Annotated in this window: 14 protein-coding genes; 9 read left to right on the forward strand and 5 right to left on the reverse strand. The window is 51.2% G+C overall.

The window, feature by feature from the left end; all coding sequences use genetic code 11:
* The first annotated feature begins 58 nt into the window (after positions 1-58).
* On the forward strand, positions 59-1,099 hold the full coding sequence (locus R3187_RS16090; protein ID WP_318968080.1) for an AraC family transcriptional regulator: 1,041 nt from the start codon (positions 59-61) through the stop codon (positions 1,097-1,099).
* On the opposite strand, the gene R3187_RS16095 is transcribed toward R3187_RS16090, so the two are convergent.
* From R3187_RS16095 to R3187_RS16105, 3 genes are all read right to left on the reverse strand, one after another.
* Positions 1,096-2,790 (reverse strand): amidohydrolase, encoded by a 1,695-nt coding sequence (locus R3187_RS16095; protein WP_318968081.1) that lies wholly within the window; start codon positions 2,788-2,790, stop codon positions 1,096-1,098. The two genes, R3187_RS16090 and R3187_RS16095, sit on opposite strands and share 4 nt — an antisense overlap.
* A gap of 158 nt (positions 2,791-2,948) precedes the next feature.
* Positions 2,949-4,319 carry a class II fumarate hydratase gene (locus R3187_RS16100; RefSeq protein ID WP_318968082.1) on the reverse strand — a complete coding sequence of 457 codons (1,371 nt, stop codon included), beginning with the start codon at positions 4,317-4,319 and terminating at the stop codon, positions 2,949-2,951.
* An 86-nt stretch (positions 4,320-4,405) separates the two neighbouring features.
* Positions 4,406-5,920 (reverse strand): S10 family serine carboxypeptidase-like protein, encoded by a 1,515-nt coding sequence (locus tag R3187_RS16105; protein ID WP_318968083.1) that lies wholly within the window; start codon positions 5,918-5,920, stop codon positions 4,406-4,408.
* Between the two features lie 222 nt (positions 5,921-6,142).
* On the opposite strand from R3187_RS16105, the gene bfr (R3187_RS16110) reads away from it, so the two are divergent.
* The 7 genes from bfr (R3187_RS16110) (at position 6,143) to R3187_RS16140 (ending at position 16,003) form a co-directional block, all read left to right on the forward strand.
* Positions 6,143-6,616 (forward strand): bacterioferritin, encoded by a 474-nt coding sequence (bfr, locus tag R3187_RS16110; protein ID WP_318968084.1) that lies wholly within the window; start codon positions 6,143-6,145, stop codon positions 6,614-6,616.
* A gap of 2 nt (positions 6,617-6,618) precedes the next feature.
* Complete coding sequence (gene bfr, locus R3187_RS16115) at positions 6,619-7,086, forward strand: bacterioferritin (protein WP_318968085.1); 468 nt, start codon at positions 6,619-6,621, stop codon at positions 7,084-7,086.
* Positions 7,087-7,243: 157 nt separating this feature from the next.
* Positions 7,244-9,397, forward strand: coding sequence for a S9 family peptidase (locus tag R3187_RS16120; protein ID WP_318968086.1), 2,154 nt, complete (start codon positions 7,244-7,246; stop codon positions 9,395-9,397).
* Between the two features lie 171 nt (positions 9,398-9,568).
* Positions 9,569-10,459, forward strand: coding sequence for a ZIP family metal transporter (locus R3187_RS16125; RefSeq protein ID WP_318968087.1), 891 nt, complete (start codon positions 9,569-9,571; stop codon positions 10,457-10,459).
* A gap of 161 nt (positions 10,460-10,620) precedes the next feature.
* The gene (locus R3187_RS16130) at positions 10,621-13,497 is read left to right on the forward strand and encodes an insulinase family protein (RefSeq protein ID WP_318968088.1); all 2,877 of its coding nucleotides are present in this window, start codon (positions 10,621-10,623) and stop codon (positions 13,495-13,497) included.
* A 344-nt stretch (positions 13,498-13,841) separates the two neighbouring features.
* The gene (locus R3187_RS16135; RefSeq protein WP_318968089.1) at positions 13,842-14,909 is read left to right on the forward strand and encodes a hypothetical protein; all 1,068 of its coding nucleotides are present in this window, start codon (positions 13,842-13,844) and stop codon (positions 14,907-14,909) included.
* 17 nt (positions 14,910-14,926) lie between these two features.
* The gene (locus tag R3187_RS16140; RefSeq protein ID WP_318968090.1) at positions 14,927-16,003 is read left to right on the forward strand and encodes a hypothetical protein; all 1,077 of its coding nucleotides are present in this window, start codon (positions 14,927-14,929) and stop codon (positions 16,001-16,003) included.
* Positions 16,004-16,011: 8 nt separating this feature from the next.
* Here R3187_RS16140 and R3187_RS16145 read toward each other — a convergent pair whose 3' ends face one another.
* Entirely contained in the window at positions 16,012-16,377 is a 366-nt protein-coding gene (locus tag R3187_RS16145; protein ID WP_318968091.1) for a MerC domain-containing protein, read from the reverse strand.
* A 189-nt stretch (positions 16,378-16,566) separates the two neighbouring features.
* Between R3187_RS16145 and R3187_RS16150 the strand changes: the two genes are divergently transcribed.
* Positions 16,567-19,017, forward strand: coding sequence for a TonB-dependent receptor (locus R3187_RS16150; protein ID WP_318968092.1), 2,451 nt, complete (start codon positions 16,567-16,569; stop codon positions 19,015-19,017).
* A gap of 105 nt (positions 19,018-19,122) precedes the next feature.
* Here the strand turns inward: R3187_RS16150 and katG are convergent, their stop codons facing one another.
* Positions 19,123-21,348: a catalase/peroxidase HPI gene (katG, locus tag R3187_RS16155; protein ID WP_318968093.1), complete on the reverse strand. Its 2,226-nt coding sequence runs from the start codon at positions 21,346-21,348 to the stop codon at positions 19,123-19,125.
* Positions 21,349-21,526: the final 178 nt, after the last annotated feature.

Raw genomic sequence — 21,526 nt, forward strand, 5'->3', positions numbered from 1 at the left:
CTGCGTTACACTGCTTATCACAGATCCAGTCGGCACTATTCAGGAGCAGCCGTTTAGCATGGTTAGCGTTAGCATCAGCGCCAATAGCAAAGTAGCAGAGAGTCAGGTTGTGTTGCCTGGCCATTATCTGCGCAACCTGCTTGATCTTGTCCACAGCCGTGGTGCGGATCCGCAGACGCTATTGCTGAACGCTGGGCTGCCTGTTGCGCTGCCGGACCAGCTTGATGCCACGTTGAGCTGGCAACAATTTCAGACAGTGATCACTCAGTGTTGTGCTGAGATAAAAGAGCCGGCGCTGGGGCTGTATCTGGGCAGCCAGCTAACCATTACCACGCACGGCTTGTTGGGCCTGGCAACAATGAGTAGTGGTAATCTGCAGCAGGCGTTAGCGTTAATCTGCAAATACACTCCTACCCGCAGCCCGCTGTTAAGCCTGACGATGCAACAACAACGCCAGCAGGTATCACTGGTGTTAACTGAACTGCAGCCATTGGCAGATGTTCGCCAATTTGTGCTCGATACCTTTGCCGTGGCGTTACATGCCATCCTTGATTTTGTCTCGGGCCATCAGTACCGATTGCGGCAGGTACAATTTGCATTTACCAGGCCCACTTACAGCGCTTTGTATCAGGCCTTTTTTCCCTGCCCGGTAGAGTTTAATCAGAAAGAACATCGTTTGGTTTTTGATGCAGCTGATCTTGCAATAGTTTCGCCTTGGGCTGACCGGCAGGTGCAGAGCCAGCTGACCGCCCAATGTGAACAGGAATTACAGCGCTGGCAGCAGCGTCAGAGTATGGCTGGATTAATCCGGCTGATGCTTGGCCGCACCAAAGGCCGGATCCCGGGTATTGAACAGGCCGCGGCCGAGTTCACATTATCCAGCCGGACTCTGCGGCGCAGGCTGGAACAGGAGCAAACCAGCTATCAGCAATTGGTTACTCAGTGGCGCAGAGAAATTGCCCTGCAATATTTAATGACTACCGCATTGCCGGTACAGCAGATCGGTTATTTGCTGGGTTATGCTGATCCGGCCAATTTTGGCCGGGCATTCCGGCGAGAGCATGGTCTCTCGCCGCAACAATACCGGCAATTGGGTTAGTCCGTCGCTTGCTGATACCTGAGTTTTCCATGCACCCAGGTTTGTTCCGGCAGTACCTGCCATAACTGACTGGGATCTATATTAAAGATATCCTGGTCGACCAGAATAAAGTCGGCCCAGCTGCCCGGAGCAAGGGTGCCCAGAGTGTCTTCCTGAAAGGCACCATAGGCGGCATCCACCGTAAAAGAACGCAGTGCCTCGGTCAGGGTTAAACGCTGTTCCGGCAGCCAGCCACCAGGCGGCTGGTTTTGCTGATCCTGACGGGTAACAGATGCATGTAAGCCATGAAACGGGTTAGCCAGTTCTACCGGAAAGTCTGAGCCACCAACAATAATGCTGCCCTGATCAATAAAGCTGCGCCAGGCATAGGCGCCCCGTAACCGGGCTACTCCCAGCCGGTCGCCTGCCATATTTTTATCTGAGGTAGCATGCACTGCCTGCATTGATGGCAGGACATTCAGGGTTTTAAAACGGGGGATATCTTTCGGTGCCACTATCTGGGCGTGTTCTATCCGGTGCCGGCCGGCTAGTCGCTGCTCAGCCGTGGCCAGTTGTTCAAACCTGTCTAACGCCAGGCGGTTGGCCCGATCGCCAATGGCGTGCACATTGGCCTGAAAGCCGGCATCCATCGTCAATTGCATAATCTGGGTTAATGCATCGGGTTGGGTCACCAGTAAGCCGGTCTGGCCCGGTTGATCACTGTAATCGGCCAGCAGGGCGGCACCGCGGCTGCCCAATGCGCCGTCGCCATAAATTTTAACTGAGCGGATATCCAGCCAGTCTTGCGGATCATCAACAATACCCTGCTCCAGCCAGCGGCCCAGTTCCGGATCTTTAGCCGATAACATGGCATATAAACGCAGGGGTAACTGATTGGTTTCGGCCAGTTGCTGGTAAATATCGGCCAGTTCAGAATCTACGCCGGCATCGTGCACGCTGGTGATGCCCAGTGCTAATAAATGATTAAAGGCCAGCTGCAGCGCCGCGGTTTTGTCATCACTGGTTGGCGCCGGAATTTTTTGCTGGACCAGTTGCATCGCATTATCAATTAATACCCCGGTTGGGTTACCGTTGGCATCACGAATGATCTCGCCACCCGGCGGGTCCAGGGTATCTTTGCTGATACCAGCTGCCGCCAGCGCTTTGCTGTTAGCCCAGCCGGCATGGGCATCTATTCGTACCAGCCATACCGGCCGATCGGCTACCGCTTCATCCAGTAAACTTTTATCCGGAAAGGCTTTATCGTCCCACAGCACCTGGTTCCAGCCGCGGCCGATGACCCATGGCGCCTGTGGCTGACTGGCAGCAAAGCGGGCGACTTCCGCCACTGTAGCCTGTTCGCTGCCAATGCCACGCAAATCGGCCTGGTTCAGGTATTCTCCCAAACCCAGTACATGGCCATGGCCATCAATTAAGCCGGGCAGTAAGGTTTTACCCTTGCCGTCCAGTTTGCGGGCGCCACTGAACTGCTTAGTCACAGCGTCGTCACCTCGGGCCAGTACTTTGCCGCTGGCATCATCAAACGCCAGCGCTGAAAAAGACACCAGTTCACGTTCCGGGTTAAAGCCATAGCCTTTAATATTATGCAGCAGTACCGGGTCGGCGCTGGCAACAGTACTGGCCAACAAACTGGTGGCCAGCAAACTGGTGGTAAACAGGCTAGCAAGTAGCAGGGGGGCACCTTGTTTCATCGAAAACCTTTAATGTTGTCAATAAGCTGGCGTCTACTATAGCAGCAATAAAGGTAAGGTGACATCAGCCGCGGCTGTTGCGCGACAGGCTGCGATAAAACCCACAATCCAGTCACTAAGCAGTAATCCGGTTGTGGGTTATTCTCCGGTATCAGCAGTTACTGATTATGGGTAAGTTTGGCCGGGTTCAATAAATCCTGCAGCTCCTCTTTACTTAAATCGGTATGCTCCAGTGCCACCTCCAGCACAGGACGCTTTTGCTGATAGGCCTTTTTGGCAATAGCGGCCGCTTTTTCGTAGCCAATTACCGGGTTTAATGCCGTGACCAGAATAGGATTTTTATCAAGCGATTGTTCAATATTCGGCTGGTTCACTTTAAAGTCACGAATCGCTTTATCAGCAAGCTCCTGGCAACCGTTACTGAGTAACCCGATACTTTGCAAAAGGTTATAACCAATCACTGGCAGCATCACGTTCAGTTCAAAATTACCTGACTGGCCGGCGATAGTAATCGTAGTGTCATTACCGATGACCTGAGCGCTTAACATGGCGACGGCTTCCGGAATAACCGGGTTTACTTTGCCGGGCATAATGGATGAACCGGGTTGCAGTGCGGCCAGTTCTATTTCGGCCAGGCCGGCCAGTGGGCCGGAATTCATCCAGCGCAGATCATTACTGATTTTCAGCAAAGCAACTGCCAACGTTTTCAGCGCGCCAGAGCAGGCTACTGAGACATCCTGTGAGCTGATATTAAAAAAGAAATCCTTACTGGAGCTTAACTTAAGGCCGGTATCGGTACTTAAATGGCCAGCAAAACATCCGGCAAACTCCGGATGGGTATTGACGCCGGTACCAACGGCGGTGCCGCCCTGTGCCAGCTGCTGCAGCCGTGGCAATTGCTGTTGTAGCAGCTGCTCGGCATGGGCCAGCTGACTTTGCCAGCCACCGAGAACCTGTTCGAACTTTACCGGCATCGCATCCATTAAATGGGTGCGGCCGGTCTTAACAATATGACCAATCTGCTGACTTTTCAGCACCAGCGCTGCCTGAATATGGCGCAGGGCCGGGATAAGCTGGTTCTGAATGGCCAGGGCACTGCTTAACTGAATGGCCGTGGGGATCACATCGTTACTGCTCTGGCCTGCATTGACGTGGTCGTTGGGGTGGACCTGCTGGCCTAGCTTATCACTGGCCAGGGTGGCCAGTACTTCATTCACATTCATATTAGTGCTGGTACCGGAGCCGGTCTGAAACACATCAACCGGGTAGTGTTCCATTTCAGTGCGCGCAAGTTGTTGCTCAGCTGCAAAAATAATAGCGCCGGCAATGGCCGGTTCCAGCACACCCAGTTCACTGTTGGTAGTGGCTGCCGCTTTCTTAATATGTAAGATAGCCTGAATAAAGGCCCGCGGCAGGGTAAGCGGGCTTAGCTTAAAGTTGTTGATGGCGCGCTGCGTCTGGGCCTGATACAGCGCGTTGGCGGGCACTTGCAGTTCGCCCATGCTGTCATGTTCAATCCGGGTTGCCATTGCGGGCTCCTTTTCCTAATCAAGGTCAGGGTTGAACTTATAGCATGGGATCCTTTCTGCCGCTTCTCAAGGCTGGCACAGCAAAGTTAGTACTTTGCTGCCTGACCTTCTGCCGGTAATGCGTTTAAAATGAACTGACGCAAATCGTCATTCGATTTCTTTAAATCTTCTGCCCGTAAGTACATCATATGGCCGCTGCGATAGCCTTTAAAGCTCATCCTGTCCTTCATTTTGCCACTTGGATCAAGCTGCCACATATTGTATTTGGCATCAAAATAGTTGGTGGCGCCGTCATAATAGCCTGATTGCGTCAGCACCTGCAGGTAGGGGTTCTGAGCCATTGCCTGGCGCAGGTTTTCACCGGTATTGTCATCACTTCTGTCCCACGGGTGCACCGGGCCGAACATATTATATTTAATATCGGTTTTATAATTCAGTTCGGTACGCAGGTAGTCGTTAATCGCTGGCGTAAAGGAATGCAGCCAGGAGGTCAGCTCTGCCCAGTAGTCCGGCCGTTCGCCTACATCATTTTTATCAATACCCAGATAGCGTGAATCAAGCCGGCCAACGGTCTGGCCGCGGTCGCGCAGCAATTCTTTCCAGTAATAGCTGGTGCTGATATCCAGGTTGCTGCGCAGGACATTCTGCACGCTGATCCCTGAGTAGCGGCTAACCTGTTCGGCAATCCGCTGTTTTTCCTCACTGCTAATCATATTGCCTTTGGCCAGCGCAGGCAGATATTGATTAATCGTGAATTCTTCTACTTCTGGCAGAATATCGTACAAATCTTTTTGCTGTAAATCGGCTGCCAGTTTCTGGTGATACCAAGCAGTGGCGGCAAAGTACGGTAAGCGGTTAGCGGCCTTAACCGGGCCATCGCGGCTGATACCGATATCGGTAGGCGATACCAGCACCACACCATTTAAGTACATCCACTGCTGGTTTTGCAGCGCCAGTGCCAGCCCGGACACCCGGGTGGTGCCATAGCTTTCGCCAATTAAAAACTTCGGTGAATTCCAGCGCTCGTAACGGCTGACAAAACTGTTAATCCACTCTGCCAGATAGGTTATATCGGCATTGGTGCCAAAGAACATTTTTTGTTGCTGATCTTTACCGGGCAATTTGCCGTCTTTGTCTGGTAATACCCGGGAGTAGCCGGTATTTACCGGGTTAACGAACACAATATCGGCCACATCCAGCACAGAATGCGGATTGGTTTTTACACCGTAGGGCTGCAAAGGGTAGCCTTCGTCATCAACATTGAGGGTTTTCGGGCCGGTGTAGGCAACGTGCATCCACACTGACGCAGAACCCGGACCACCATTAAATGAAATCAGCAGCGGCCGCTTAGCGGTATCTTTAATATCGGTGCGCTGATAATAGGTATAAAACAAGGTCGCAATCGGGTGGCCTTCATCATCCCATACTGGCTGGGTGCCGGTATGCGCTTTGTAGTTAACCCGTTTGCCGTTAATTTCAGTACGGTGCTCGGTGATAACCACCGAATCGGGATCAATTTGAATTTGCTCAGCAGCATTCAGATGCCAGCTGGCCGACAGCAGGGCGGCAATAAGACCGCTGATTTTTATAAAACGCAGCATAAACAGCTCTCTTGGTTAAAATTACCTTATCACTGTACCGACAAAACCGCTTGCTGCGAAGTCGCAATGCGACTGATGGCTGTTTTACAGGATAATCCGGCGATGATCTGGATGAAAATACGAATACTTATTAATTGTATAGCTATGATTTATAAGTAATTTTGCTTAAAAAGCCAGAATGGCCTATGCTATTGGCATCATGATGCTAACCGGAGCCCGATTATGCAAGGCAATCCAAAAGTACTAAGTAAGTTAAATGAACTGCTTACTGCCGAACTGACCTCAATAAACCAGTATTTTCTGCATGCCCGTATTTATAAAAACTGGGGCCTGAAGGCGCTGAACGACGTTTGCTATAAAAAATCAATTAAAGATATGAAGCAGGCTGATGAGTTGATTGAGCGGATTTTAATGCTGGAAGGTTTACCCAATTTACAAGCCCTGGGCAAATTACGGATTGGCGAAGACACTGAGGAAATGCTGCAATGCGACATGGATTTTCAACATGAACAGCTGCCGTTGCTGCGCGAGGTAATTGCCCTGTGCGAAACAGAGCAGGATTATGTCAGCCGCGATATGGTGACTGAGATACTGGAATATGAGGAAGAGCACCTCGACTGGCTGGAAACTCAGCAACATCAGATTAAAGTCATGGGGCTGGCTAATTATCTGCAAGCCCAGATGGGAGAGCAGTAATTATGAAAGGTAACCAACAGGTAATAGCCGGATTAAACGAGTTGCTGGCCAATGAGCTGGCGGCGATGGACCAGTACTTTATTCATTCAAGAATGTATCACGACTGGGGTTTGCATAAACTATTTGAGCGAATTGACCACGAGTTTGATGATGAAAAAGGCCACGCATCTAAGCTGATTGAACGGATTATCTTTTTAGAAGGCACGCCTGACATGGCTAATCGCGATGCGATACATGTCGGCAAAGATGTGCCCACCATGCTGCAAAATGATTTAAACGTTGAGTACACCGTGGCTAAATTGCTAAAGAAAACCATGGCTTTATGTGAAAAAGAGCAGGATTATGTCAGCCGTGACATGCTGTTGCAGTTACTGGATGATACCGAAAATGACCATGCCCACTGGCTGGAACAGCAGCTGCGACTGATTAAAATGCTTGGTCTGGACAACTATCTGCAATCGCAAATGTAACAGTCTGCTTGCGGAGTATGTTAGCACAGCCGGCAGCATTATCAGCTGCCGGCTTTTTATTACACGCGCTTACACTTTTTTATAATCAGCTTTAGCTAACCTGCCGCTACCTATGTTAAGTTCTTGCAAATCTCTTTAAATTGAGTGCTTTAATCCTATGCATAACAATCTGCCAAAATCTAAAAACCTGCTGTCTGCGCTGCTTATCGCCGGCAGTATCACAAGCTTTTTTGTCAATTCCACCTTAGCGGGTGAAACGCAGGTACCACCTTTAGCGGTGCAGCAACCTTACACTATCAGCTCGCCTCACGGCGACCGGCAAGACCCTTACTACTGGCTGCGCGACGACAGCCGCACCTCGCCAACAGTGCTGGATTACCTGCACCGCGAAAACGACTATTTTACCGCCTATGCCGATGCGTATCAGCCGTTAACCGAAAAGCTTACCGATGAAATTATTAGCCGGATTAAACAGGACGACAGCTCGGTGCCCTATACCCAGGGTGACTACAGCTACTACAGCCGCTATGAAACCAGTAAGGAATACCCGATTTATGCACGTCAGTCGCTAAAAGACGGCACTGAGCAAATAATGCTGGACGTTAATAAACTGGCAGAGGGCAAAGATTATTACCGGGTAGCCAACTGGTTGGTCAGTCCGGATCAGAACCTGCTGGCGTATCTGGAAGACAGTAGCGGCCGGCGTCAGTACACCCTGAAAGTGCGCGATTTACGCACTGGCCAGGATTTAGCGGACCAGCTGACCGGCTTGTCCGGCAGTTTGGCATGGGCAGCCGATAACCAAACCCTGTATGTTATTCAGAACGACCCGGTAACCCTGTTAAGTACCACTGTGTTGCAACATAAGCTGGGAAATAAACCGGCTGACGCTAAAGCGGTATATCAGGAACCTGACAATAGTTTTTACTTAAGTCTGGCGAATAGTCGCGATAAGCAGTATGTAGTGATTACTTCTGAAAGCACGGTCTCGACTGAGATCCGGGTGCAGCCAACGGATAAGCCTGCAAGTAGCTTTACCGTGCTGGCACCGCGGCAGCGCGATTTTCAGTACGAGGCAGAGCATCACCAGGGCCGCTGGATTGTGAAAACGGACTGGCAGGCGCCGAACTTCCGGCTAATGACTGTTGCTGCCGATAAACTGGGAGATCGAAATAACTGGCAACCATTGCTGGCGCACGATAAACAGGTGTTTATTGAGGACTTTCTCGCTTTTGACAACTACCTGGCAATCAGCGAGCGCAGCGAAGGTTTGCGCCGGATCAGAATTATGCCGTGGCAAGCACCGGATAAGGCGTTCTATGTTGCGTCAGATGAGCCTGCTTACGTTACCCGTTTTGAAAAAAATCCAGAGCAGAATACCGATTGGTTACGTTACAGCTATACCTCGCTGACCACGCCGGAAACAATCTATACGCTGAACATGAAGACCGGCGACAAGCAGTTACTAAAGCAAACTGAAGTACTGGGCGATTTTGATTCTGCCAATTATGTTACCGAGCGGGTATGGGCCACCGCCGCTGACGGCGTGAAAATACCGGTATCGCTGTTGTATCGTAAAGGGTTGGCGCTGGATGGCACGGCACCGCTATACCAGTATGCTTATGGCTCTTATGGCAGCTCATCCGATCCATCATTTCGCTCAACCGTATTTTCGCTGGTCGACCGGGGTTTCGTTTACGCCATTGCTCATATCCGGGGTGGCCAGGAGATGGGCCGGCATTGGTATGAAGATGGCAAACTACTGCAGAAAGTTAATACCTTCACCGACTTTATAGCGGTAACCGACCATTTAGTGGCCAATAACTATGCTGCCAAAGATAAAGTATTTGGTATGGGCGGCAGCGCTGGCGGCTTGCTGATGGGCGCAGTTGCCAATATGGCGCCGGAGAAATACCGGGCACTGATAGCTCATGTACCCTTTGTTGATGTGGTCACAACCATGCTGGATGAAACCATTCCGCTTACCACTAACGAGTTTGACGAATGGGGCAATCCGAAGCAGAAAGCTTACTATGACTATATGCTGTCATACTCACCCTATGATCAGGTAAGCCGCCAGGCTTATCCGGCACTGTATGTCACCACCGGCTTATATGACTCGCAGGTGCAATATTTTGAACCGGCGAAGTGGGTGGCAAAATTACGTACTCATAAAACCGACCAGAACCCGCTGCTATTTAAAACCAATATTGAAGCCGGCCATGGTGGTAAATCCGGCCGCTTCTCCCGCCTGGCGGAGTACGCCCAGGAATATGCGTTTATCCTGAACTTGCTGGGTATTGAAAAGTAATATTCTTTTTGTAATCGGAAAACCGGGCGCTGCCCGGTTTTTTTTGAGGTGAGGGAAGACTTTACTTCTTGTCAAATGATAATTATTATCATTTGTGTCCGAAAGAAGTCGGAGTACACGGGGTTCAGCCAAACCACCTATACTGACTAAATTGACTACGCCGGAGCAAATATGAAGCAATCGTTGATGCAGTCACCATGGTTAAGTGGCCGTAAAGTGTTGGGTACGCTGATTATATTACTGGGTGCCAGCTACGCAATACAACAGCTGGTGCTGCTGATGCAGCAACAGCAAAATGTCCGCTACGCATTTTATGCCGGTATGGTCGCCGCAGGCGCCACTGCCGGTGGCGCGCTGCCGGCATTATTTTTACGGCGCTTATCACAGAAGCTACATGATGTAATGCTTGGCTTTGGCGCTGGCGTTATGCTGGCCGCCTGCATGTTTTCGTTAATTGTGCCGGCTTTGGCAATACTGGAGCTTAGCGGGGCGTCTGTCTGGCGCAGCTCGGGCAGTGTGGCTATGGCCATTTTACTTGGCGCTGCATTAATGTTGCTGGTTGAGCGACTGGTACCGCACCAGCATTTTATTAAGGAAGAAGACCGGGTGCGCGGCTTAAAACTGCGCCGCAGCTGGTTATTTGTGTTCGCTATTATTCTGCATAATCTGCCGGAAGGCCTGGCAATAGGAGCGTCGTACGCCAGTGGTGATATCGCCGCAGCAACGGCCCTGGCAACCGGGATTTCCATTCAGGATATACCGGAAGGTCTGGTGGTAGCGATGGCACTGCTGGCCGCTGGCTACAGCCGTATGCTGGCGATAGGCATGGCGGTTTTATCGGGCTTAACTGAACCGATAATGGCGGTGATTGGTGCCGCGGTGCTGGGTGACTCCAGTCTGCTACTGCCCTGGGGCCTGGCACTGGCTGCGGGGGCCATGCTATTTGTTATCAGCCATGAAATGATCCCGGAATCCCATCGTCAGGGCCACGAGCTGCCGGCTACCAGCGGCCTGATGCTGGGGTTTGTGCTGATGATGCTGCTTGATACCGCACTGGGCTAACCGGTACTTTCTGGTTGCTAACCACCACCGACACATTTTATTACAATCTGCCGGCATGCTATGTCGGCGGTTCACTTGCCTATTGATGTCGTTTTTTATTACATTGGCTACTACAAAATTTCACAAATACTCCGGCAATATAAATAAAAACAGGTGCCCTAATGAAAAAAATATTTGTTATCAGTGCGGTAGCACTGGCAGTGCTGACGGGTTGCGCCGCAGAGCGCAGCGCAGTAACGGCTGAGCAACGAGTTGAGCAACAGGTAGCCGGTCAGGTAGTTGTCAGCCCGAATGATCAGCGTCAATACAAAACTCTGGTGTTGCCCAATAAACTTGAAGTGATTCTGGTGTCGGACCCGACTACCGAAAAATCAGCGGCATCACTCAGTGTTGGTGTTGGCTTGCTGCAGGACCCGATGACCCAGCAGGGCATGGCGCACTATTTAGAGCACTTATTGTTTATGGGAACTGAGCGCTACCCTGATCCGGCGTCTTACAACGGCTTTATGTCGCAAAATGGTGGTGCAGCCAATGCCTATACCTGGCTGGACATTACCAACTACATGTTCCAGATAAATAATCCGTCGTACGATGAAGCGCTGGATCGTTTCTCTGATTTCTTTAAAGCGCCGCTGCTGTTGCCGGAATATACCGAGAAAGAGCGCAATGCGGTCAATGCTGAGTGGTCGATGCGCCGGGAAATGGACTTCTTCGGTCAGTTTAAACTGGCCCGCAGTATGTTTGGTGAACACCCGGCCAACCGGTTTTTAATTGGTAACCTGGAAACGCTCAGCGATAAAGAAAACAGTAACCTGCATGCAGAAACCGTTGAGTTTTATCAGCAATATTATTCTGCCAATACCATGAAGCTGGCGTTGCTAAGTAATTTGCCGCTGGCTGAAATGGAACTGTTAGCCCGTAAGCATTTTGCCGCTATTGAAAACAAAGAAATTGCCAAACCGGCGGTAGACGCCGAGCTGAACTACCAGGATTTTGGCGCTAAACGGATTCACTATGTGCCAAATGAAGATGTTAAACAGCTGAGGCTGGATTTTACCATCACCAATAACAGCGATGAGTTTGCGGTTAAACCCAACGAATTTATTACTTATCTGCTCGGCTCTGAAATGCCGGGCACGCCGGCACAGCAACTAAAAGCGCTCGGTTTAATTTCATCGTTGTCGGCCAGTGCCAACCCCAGTGCGTACGGTAACTATGGCAGTCTGACTATTGATATTAGTTTAACGGATGCGGGTATGGCGCAGCGTGAGGCCATTATTGCCACTGTGATGCAGTATCTGCAGCTGATTAAGCGCCAGGGGGTAGACAGTAAATACTTCAGTGAAATTCAAACCAGTCTGGCGAACCGCTTTCGTTTCCTGGAAAAAACCGATGGTTTCGGTTACGTCTCTAACCTGGCTCATGCCATGCAGTTTGTGCCGGCAGAGCATGCGGTAAACGCGCCTTATCATTACGAGAAGTTTGACGCAGAAGCCATCAACCGGGTGCTGCAGCAGCTGAAACCAGAAAGCCTGCGGGTATGGTATATCAGCCAGCAGGAACCGGCGGACAGTGAACTGCATTTTTATGATGGCCGCTATAAAATCACCGATATCAGCGAGCAGGAAATAGCCAGCTGGCAGCAAAGTCCGGTTGCAACCAACCTACCGGCAGTAAACCGCTTATTGCCGGAGAACTTTGAATTACGGGCGCCGGCAGAGGTTGCTAAACCTGAACTGGTCGTCGAAGACAAAGGGATTAAGGCCTGGTTATATCCCAGTCAGGAATTTGCCAGTCAGCCGCGTGGCCGTCTGAATATTTATCTGAACAGCCCGGCCGCGATTCAGGATATCAAAGCTAAAGTGATGTTTGCGCTATGGCAGGATTTATACAATCTGGAACAAAGTGTGCTGGCAACCGAAGCGTCGGTAGCCGGCATGGACTTATCGCTGAATGACAGCAATGGTCTGGTGCTAAGCCTGGGCGGTTTCACTGATAAGCAACCGCAGCTGCTGCAGCAGGCGCTGGCAGGGTTAACACCAGAAGTGACGGCCGAACGCTTTAGTCAGGCGGTAGACCGCTATGTCCGGGGTATTCGTAATTTAGAACGACGCTTCCCGTTTCAGCAGGCGTTTATGGCGTTTAACAGCCTGTATCGCGGTGGTAACTATAATAACGAGCAGTTAATTGCCAGTGCTGAGCAGTTAACGGCGGCAGATTTACAGCAGTTTATGCAGCGAATACTGGCTAACCATCAGGTGCGGATTTTTGCCTTTGGCAATTATAACCAGGGAGATGTTAAACAGCTGGTTAATACGGTTGCCGCCACCTTGCCGGCTAAGCGCACCACAGTGCCTTATACCCGCAGTCCGGTATGGCAGCCGGCGCCGGATCAGGTGATCAGCCTGCAACAGGATTTAGTGGTAGCCGATGTTGCACTGGTGGATATGCATATTCATCCGGATCCGTCAGTTAAACAACTGGCGCGGGGCCGGCTGTTACAAAGTCATTTCTCTAATAAAGCCTTTGACACCCTGCGTACTGAAGAGCAGTTAGCCTATGCGGTAGGCGGCGCTGCGGTCAGCATTGAAGATTACACCGGTTTTGGTTTGTATATTCAAACTCCGGTGAAGTCGGTGGCTGATATGCAGCAGCGGTTTGATCAGTTTAAGCAGCAATACTGGCAAAGCCTGCAGCAGCTGGATAATGAGGGCTTCGAACAGTTGAAACAAAGCTTGCTGGTTAGTTTAAAAGAGCCGCCGAAGAATCTGCAGGACGAAATGGCGCCGCTAATCAACGACTGGTATCAGGAGAAGTTTGACTTCGACAGCAAGCAAAAACTGATTGCTGAAGTAGAAAAGCTGACCCTGGAAGACATAAAAGCCTTTTATCAGCAAACCCTGTTAAATAATGATGCGGCACGCATTTCAGTGCAAATGCGCGGTACCGGTTTTAGCGGGCAACCGTTTGCTGACATCGAAGGCCAGCAAGTGATTACCGATCTGGCGGAGTTTCACCGGCAGATGAAAACCCAGTAAGCACAGACTAATCAGCAAAACGCAGCTTCGGCTGCGTTTTTTATTGGTGCTGCAAAAATAGTTTGAGTAATCACTTTAAACGCCTGTTAGCGTTTGCTAATCCTGCCTGTCCGGTTCAGCACCTGTTAATGCTGCGCCACTGCGCTGTAAATTTTCGGACAGCATTTTATTAAAACACCATTGCAAATAGCAGTCAGCTTTGCTGCTGCTAGTCCCGAAAAGTACTGCTTGCAATCAGTGGCTACTGTTCTATTTTTGTTCACTGAGTCTGGACAGCATTACCAGTCTGGCGACGGCAATCAAAGCCTTCGTTAATAAAAATAAGATAAAGACGAGGATATGTAATGAAAAAACTAACTGGGCTGCTTAGTGCAGCAATACTTGGCAGCTTAGCTGTCAGCTTTAAACTCTGTGCCGCCGTTGGAAGTTACCCGGTGGTACTGGTGCATGGTTTACAACCAAACCAACTGGCCAGCCGGCCCAATGCCAGTGAAGTGGCCAGTGACGGTGCCGCCTACTGGCAGGCATACTGGCGCGATCGGGCTGACGTGCGGATTGACTGGCCGGCGCATGAGCGGGTTACCGGTAAAATAGCCAGTGATTATGTCTGGCCAAAGCTGCAGCAAATGTCTCAAAACGGTACCTGCGCCAATGGTTGTATTTTTGTGTCGCATTCGACCGGCGATCTGGTTACCCGTTATCTGCTCGATAACCAGGCGTTGTGGCTGCAAAATGCTGGCCTGCAACCGCTGAATATTGTCGCTACCTTTGATTTTGCCGGCGCCGGTGGCGGCTCTGAGCTGGCCGATTTAGCGGTCAATGTCGCCAGTGGTTCAGGCCTTATCGACTGGACCCTGCGGCTGGCACTGGCGGCCTGGCTTGGCGAAATACCGAACGCTGGTACCGTTGGTGTGCTGAACGATTTACGGGTTAACAGTGCCCGTCAGCTGGCGTCATTTCCGGACAGCCGGGTACCACGGCTGCGCTTTGTTGGTGCCGGCTCAGATTACCTGGGCGCCACCGGGCCATTTTTGCCGGGTACCGACGATGGTGTGGTCGCCAGCCATTCAACCTGTGGGGCTGCAACGGCAGGTAATTTTGGCAGCTGCTCTGCCAGCGTGGCATTCGACGGCAAGCTGGCCAGCCAGAGCAATGGTGTACGCAGCTTTATGCCTTACCACTATCCGTTGCTGATGAGCGAAGGCTACAGTCATGGCGGCTTAATTGAAAACCGGGTGCAGGATGAAGTGACCGCCGCCAGCAGCAGCGCCAGCTATACCAATAATGACCGGTTGCAGTTCAGTACCTATGATGAAAAACGCGGCTGGTGGATATTCAGCTCACGTTACCGGGTTGTCCGTAATTCCAATAACACCAGTATGTCAGCGCTGGTTTATCAGGCGGCGAATTGACAGGTGTGGTTTAAGCAGTGAAAAAGATAGTCTCAGTAGTTTTAGGCCTGGCAGCATTGCTGTCAGGCCTGTGGTTATTATGGCCAGAGCCGGTGGCACCCTTACCGGTGGCTGCTTTAGTTGACGAAGCGCAGCCAACTGAACCGGCTGCAGTTGCGCCAGCGGCTAAACCGGCCAGTGCCCCGACTATTACGGTAACCGAACGTATCCCCGAGCCTATAGCAGAAAGCTTTAAGCTAATGGCCAGTGCTTACGCCAGCGAGCTGGAATACCCTGGCTACTCAAGGCCGTTGTCGGCTGAAGATAGCCACTTATTAAACCCTAATGTTTATGTGGTGCAACAGGTACCGCTGGAAGGCGGTGCCAGTGCCGCAATAGTGTTGCCCAAATATCGCTTCAGCTACCCTGAAACCATCCCGGTGAGCCTGCAGATCAGTGGTTTGACGGCACATAGCGTCAGTGTGCAGCTGCATAGTGAGCAAAACAATAAGTTACTGGCCACGGAAGCCATGCAGAACAACGCCGGCCAGGGGGTTAGCCAAGGTTCTGACCAGAACTGGCAGGCAGAGCTGGAACCGGAAGACAGCTGGGATGGCCCGCTGGAAGTCAGTGTTACATTTAGTGCTGATGGCCGCGAGCAAACCCTGAAAACCGGTTTTGTGTATAGCCATCCGGTCGCCACCATCACTGGAGTCGGTTCCAGCCGTGGCGTGGGCAGCGATATGCTTATTCCGGTAAAGCTTAATGTGGAGCAAGCCGGTTTTTACCGGCTACGGGCTAATTTGTTGACAGCAGAGCGCCAGCCGTTGGCGATACTGACCAGCACCGAAAAGCTGAGCGAGGGTGAAACTGAGCTGACCTTACGGGCTTACAAAGCGGTGCTGCGCCAGCAGGAAGGCCCTTATATTCTCACTAGCTTTGTGCTGGAGCGCCGGCCGGCCGTGCCCGGCGAACTCACCCGCTATGGCGACAGTGAACAAAGTGAATATCCGCTGGAGTTTTTCTCACTCAGTCAGCTAAGCGATGAGCCTTTTCAGGCCAGTGCCGAAGAGCGGCAACGGCTGCAGTTTTTGCAACAGATGGCAGAGCAGTAGCAGCGACATCATGCCAGTTGCTGCCGGGCTGATTGTAACAGTTTGCGGTTACGCAGGTGGGCGCTGGCCAGCAGCAAACCACCTGCTACCGACAAGGGTAACTCGGCGTCGTGGCCGGCAAACAGTGAAAGAACCAATAACAGAAAACCAGTTAATCCCAAAATAAACGGTGTTTTACTGCGATGGACACACCAGCCGCCGGGCAGGCTCCAGACCAGTAAGGCACTGATCGGCAATAACATCAGATAGTGAAACCATTCAGAGCTGAATAGGCCCAGCAGTAAGCCGGAACTGCCCACTGCCAACAGCACGGGCAGGGCTAAACAATGCACCACACAGAGCCCAGAGAGCATTGCCGCAATAAGATCTTTCATAGTAACTCCCTGAAAACTTAAAACTCGTTGCAAAAGCTGAATCGCCATTGCCAGCAAAAAAACAATGTTATAGTATAACAAAACGTTCAAAAATGTTATAACATATCAATTATTCGGGCAGTTACAGTTAGTTGACAGAAAATCGTTGCCAGCGATTTTTGTCAAATCGGTATTCTTATGGGGAACAAAATGTTTAGAAAAACGATGATAGCCAGCGTTATTGCGGCCAGTTTATCAGCCAGCCCACTGCTGGCTGAAACCATTTCCGGCGTAGTAACAGATGAAAATGGCCGGCCGGTAGCCGACGCAGAAGTTACCGTTATTGGTGAAAATCAGCAGGTTATTTCCGATGCCAATGGTCGCTTTACTGTCAGCAACCTTCATGCCGGTGAAGCAGAACTGCATATTGAAGCGCGCCGCTTTGGTCATCGCAATTTCCGGTTTGACGTGCCGCAGCAAGGCTTAGCTGACGTTAGTCTGACCTTGCTCAGCAGCACCATTGAAGTTATCGATGTTAAAGCCAGCCCGTTTCATGCCTCTGCAACTGAGTCGTCATTGCCAGTGAGTGTACTGGCAGGTGATGCTTTGAAAATGAATCAGGCGTCAACCCTTGGCGATACCCTGAAAAACGAAGTGGGCGTCCATTCTAATTTTTATGGCAATGTTGCCAGCAGCCCGATTATCCGTGGCCTGGACGGCCCAAGAGTGCTGATTACCCAAAATGGTCTCGACGCCGGTGATGCGTCCCGCATCGGTCCCGATCACAGCGTCGCGAGCGAGACCAGCACTGCCACCCAGATTGAAGTACTGCGCGGCCCGGCGACCTTGTTTTATGGCAGTGGCGCCATTGGTGGTGTCGTTAACGTGGTGGATGAGCGCATTCCAACCAACAACACCACCCGGGCTGAATGGATGCTGCAGGGTGATTCTGTCAACGACGGGAAACTGGCCTCCGGCTCCCTGGTAACCGGTGTTGATAATGTCGCTATGTATGTCGATGGTTTCTGGCGTGATAACGACAGCTACAAAATTCCGGGCTTTGCTGAAGCGCAGCCGGATGAGGATGCGGTAAAAGGCCGGGTCGACAATACGGCTGCCACAGCCAAAGGTTTTACTCTGGGCGGCAGCTTACTGCTGGATAACGGCTTTATTGGGGTGTCTTATGGCCGGTTAGACCGTGAGTACGGTATTCCGGGGCATTCGCACGGTGGTCATGAAGAACATGAAGACCACGATGATCACGAAGGTGACGATCATGAAGAGCATGGCGCTGAAGAACAGGTATACGCCGATTTAACTCAAAACCGCTATCAGCTGTTAAGTGAACTGAATATCGATTCAGGCCTTATCCGCGCCGTTAATACCAAACTGGCTTTTACCGATTATCAGCACAGCGAAATTGAAGGCGGTGAAATTGGTACCACCTTTAAAAACCGCAGTCATGAAGCGCGGGTTGAAGTGTTGCACCGGACCTATGCGGACTGGCGCGGCGGCTTAAGCCTGCATTATAAATTCAGCGACTTCGAGGCTCTGGGTGAAGAAGCCTTTACCCCACCGTCAGAAACCGAAATGCTGGCCCTTGGCTGGGTGGAAGAACGGCATATCGGCAACTGGTTGCTACAACTTGGTGCAAGAATTGAACGTGTAACGCTGCAGGCGCCCAATGTGCTGTTGCCAGAGCTTGCTGTTCATGGTCATGCTGAGCATGAAGAAGAGTCAGGCCATACTGATGAGGCAGAGCACGGTATTGAGTTTGCGGTAAAACAACGTTTCAGCCCTGTCAGTTTATCTGCCGGTACAGTATGGGATTTTGCCGACGGTTATAACCTGGGTTTGTCGGTATCACACTCGCAACGGGCGCCGTCAGCAGCAGAACTGCTGTCGTTTGGGCCGCATATCAGTACTGCGTCATATGAAATTGGCGCGCTGTTTGTGCTGGAAGACGAAGAGTTTGCCGTTCGCAGCACGCCAGTTAAGTTGGAGCGGTCAAATAATCTGGATATTACCCTGCGTAAGTTCAGTGGTGACACCGGCTTTGTGTTAAATGCGTTTTACAACCGCATAGATAACTACTATTACCAGCAAAATACCGGCCTGTTCGCCGAAGCACATCATGAAGAAGAACATGAAGCAGAGCCGGGCACGCCTGCAGCGCCGGTTGATGAGCATGCAGATGAACATGAAGCTGAAATGCCGGTCTATCTGTTCGGTGCTGCTGACGTGACCTTGCACGGCCTGGAAGCCCAGTATATCTGGCAAATAAATGACCCGTTTAAACTGACCCTGCAGGGGGACTATGTGCGGGCCCGCTTGCAGAACGGCGGTGACTTGCCCCGCACTCCACCGCTGCGTCTGGCTGCTGAAATGGCTTTCGAGCAGGATGCAATCAGTGCCGATTTACGTGCTACCCGCTATTTCAAACAAGACAAGGTTGCTGAAATGGAGCAGGCCACTGCCGGCTATACCCTGCTTGATGCCAGCGTCAGTTATCGTTTTGATGTCGGGATGCAGGAGCTGACGGTGTATCTGAAAGGCCAGAACCTGACCGATCAGCAAGCCCGGGTTCATACCTCATTTTTAAAAGATGCAGCGCCGCTGCCAGGCCGCTCACTGGCGCTGGGTGTAAGGGGCCGCTTCTGATCCTGGCGATACAATTAAGGTATCTTGACCAATAAAAAAAACCGCTGCCGGTTAAGCCCGCAGCGGTTTTTAGTTACAGCTTTAAAGTTACTTTTTCAGATGCAGTTAGCGTAAATCAAACCGATCGGCATTCATCACTTTTACCCAGGCATTAACAAAGTCTGTTAAAAACTTCGGTGTTGCATCCGCCTGCGCATACACTTCTGATAACGCCCGCAGCTGCGAGTTAGAGCCAAATACCAGATCAACCCGGCTGGCAGTCCACTTCTGCTGACCGGTTTTGCGGTCATAGCCATTGAAGCTGTCTGACTTACTGTTAGCTGGCTCCCAGCGAGTCTGCATATCCAGCAGGTTAACAAAGAAATCATTCGTCAACTTGCCCGGTCTGTCGGTTAGAATACCCATTTTGCTGTTGTTGTAGTTGGCATTTAATGCCCGCATGCCACCAATCAGTACGGTCATCTCCGGTGCGCTCAGGTTCAGTAACTGGGCTTTATCCAGCAGCAATTCTTCGGCTGTCACTTTAAATTCCTGCGACAGATAATTCCTGAAGCCATCGGCCACCGGCTCCAGCACATCAAACGAGTCGGCATCGGTTTGCTCGCTACTGGCATCGGTCCGGCCTGGATTAAACGGCACACTAATGTTATTACCGGCCGCCTCAGCTGCCTTTTCGATGGCTGCCGCGCCACCGAGCACAATTAAATCAGCCAGTGATACTTTTTTATTGCCGCTCTGGCTATCGTTAAAATCCTGCTGAATGTTCCCGAGCGCCGTCAGCACTTTTTTCAGCTGTTCGGGCTGATTAGCCTGCCAGTTATTCTGCGGTGCCAGCCGGATGCGGGCACCATTGGCGCCACCCCGACAATCCGAGTTGCGATAAGTAGACGCTGACGACCAGGCGGTGTACACCAGTTCCTCATTCGATAAACCGGATGCCAGCAACTTGTCTTTTAACTGGCGGATATCCGCATCATTCACCAGTTCATGGTCGACCTCAGGTACCGGATCCTGCCAGATTAAATCTTCTGCAGGCACTTCCGGCCCCAGATAACGGGATTTTGGCCCCATATCACGGTGGGTTAGTTTAAACCAGGCGCGGGCAAAGGCGTCGGCAAACTCCTCAGGGTTCTGGTGAAAATGCTCCGATATCTTGCGATAGGCCGGGTCTTCTTTCATCGCGATATCCGCAGTGGTCATCATCAGTTTTGCCTTGTCGCTGGCATCTTCGGCATCGGGAGCATGGTCTTTGTCAGCCAGGTTTACCGCTTCCCACTGATGGGCACCGGCCGGGCTTTTGGTTAGCTGCCAGTCATAGCCAAATAATACGTCAAAGTAGCTGTTATCCCATTTGGTCGGGGTTGGGGTCCAGGCGCCTTCAATACCGCTGGTAATGGTGTAGCGGCCCATCCCGCTTTTAAACTTGCTCTTCCAGCCAAAGCCCATATCCTCCAGCGCACCGCCTTCTGGCTCTACACCCACCAGCGTCGCATCACCGGCACCATGCGCTTTACCAAAGGTGTGGCCACCGGCAGTCAGCGCCACCGTTTCATAATCGTTCATTGCCATCCGTTCAAAGGTATCGCGAATGTCGCGGCCCGACGCGATAGGATCCGGATTGCCGTCCGGCCCTTCCGGATTAACGTAAATCAGGCCCATTTGTACCGCCGCCAGCGGGTTGGCTAATTCACGATCTCCCGAGTAGCGGCTGTCGGGTTTATCACTGGTTGCCAGCCATTCTTTTTCTGCGCCCCAGTAGATATCTTCTTCCGGCTCCCAGATATCGACCCGGCCACCACCAAAACCAAAGGTTTTAAAGCCCATTGATTCCAGCGCCACATTACCGGCCAGAATAAATAAATCGGCCCAGGATAGTTTATTGCCGTATTTCTGTTTCACCGGCCACAGCAGACGGCGGGCTTTATCCAGGTTGCCATTATCGGGCCAGCTGTTTAATGGCGCAAAGCGCTGATTACCGGTACTGGCGCCGCCACGGCCATCAGCCGTGCGATAGGTGCCTGCAGCATGCCAGGCCATCCGGATCATAAAGGGGCCATAATGGCCGTAATCTGCCGGCCACCAATCCTGCGAGTCGGTCATTAAAGCGGTTAAATCTTGTTTTACTGCCGCTAAGTCGAGTTTTTTAAATTCAGCCGCATAGTCAAAATCTTCACCGAGCGGGTTCGACTTTTTATCGTTCTGATGCAGAATTTTGATATTGAGCTGATTTGGCCACCAGTCTTTATTCAGGGTGCCGCCACTGCCAGAGCGGGTATTGCCGCCATGCATTACCGGGCATTTACCGCCACTGCTCGCTTTATCGTTGCTCATGTCTTGCTCCTTGTACTTTGTTTATAAAATGGGCGTACTGCAAGCCCCGTAACTGTACCAATGACTATAGACCTGATTTTTAAACAATTAAAGCCACTTTAACTGACGGTACTAATCGAAATTATAGATTAAGGCTGCTGGCTATGCCGATATGACGCTTTACCTGAATATATGTTTC

Origin of the sequence: Arsukibacterium sp. (genome assembly GCF_033721375.1) — a bacterium.
Classification (GTDB): Bacteria; Pseudomonadota; Gammaproteobacteria; order Enterobacterales; family Alteromonadaceae; genus Alishewanella.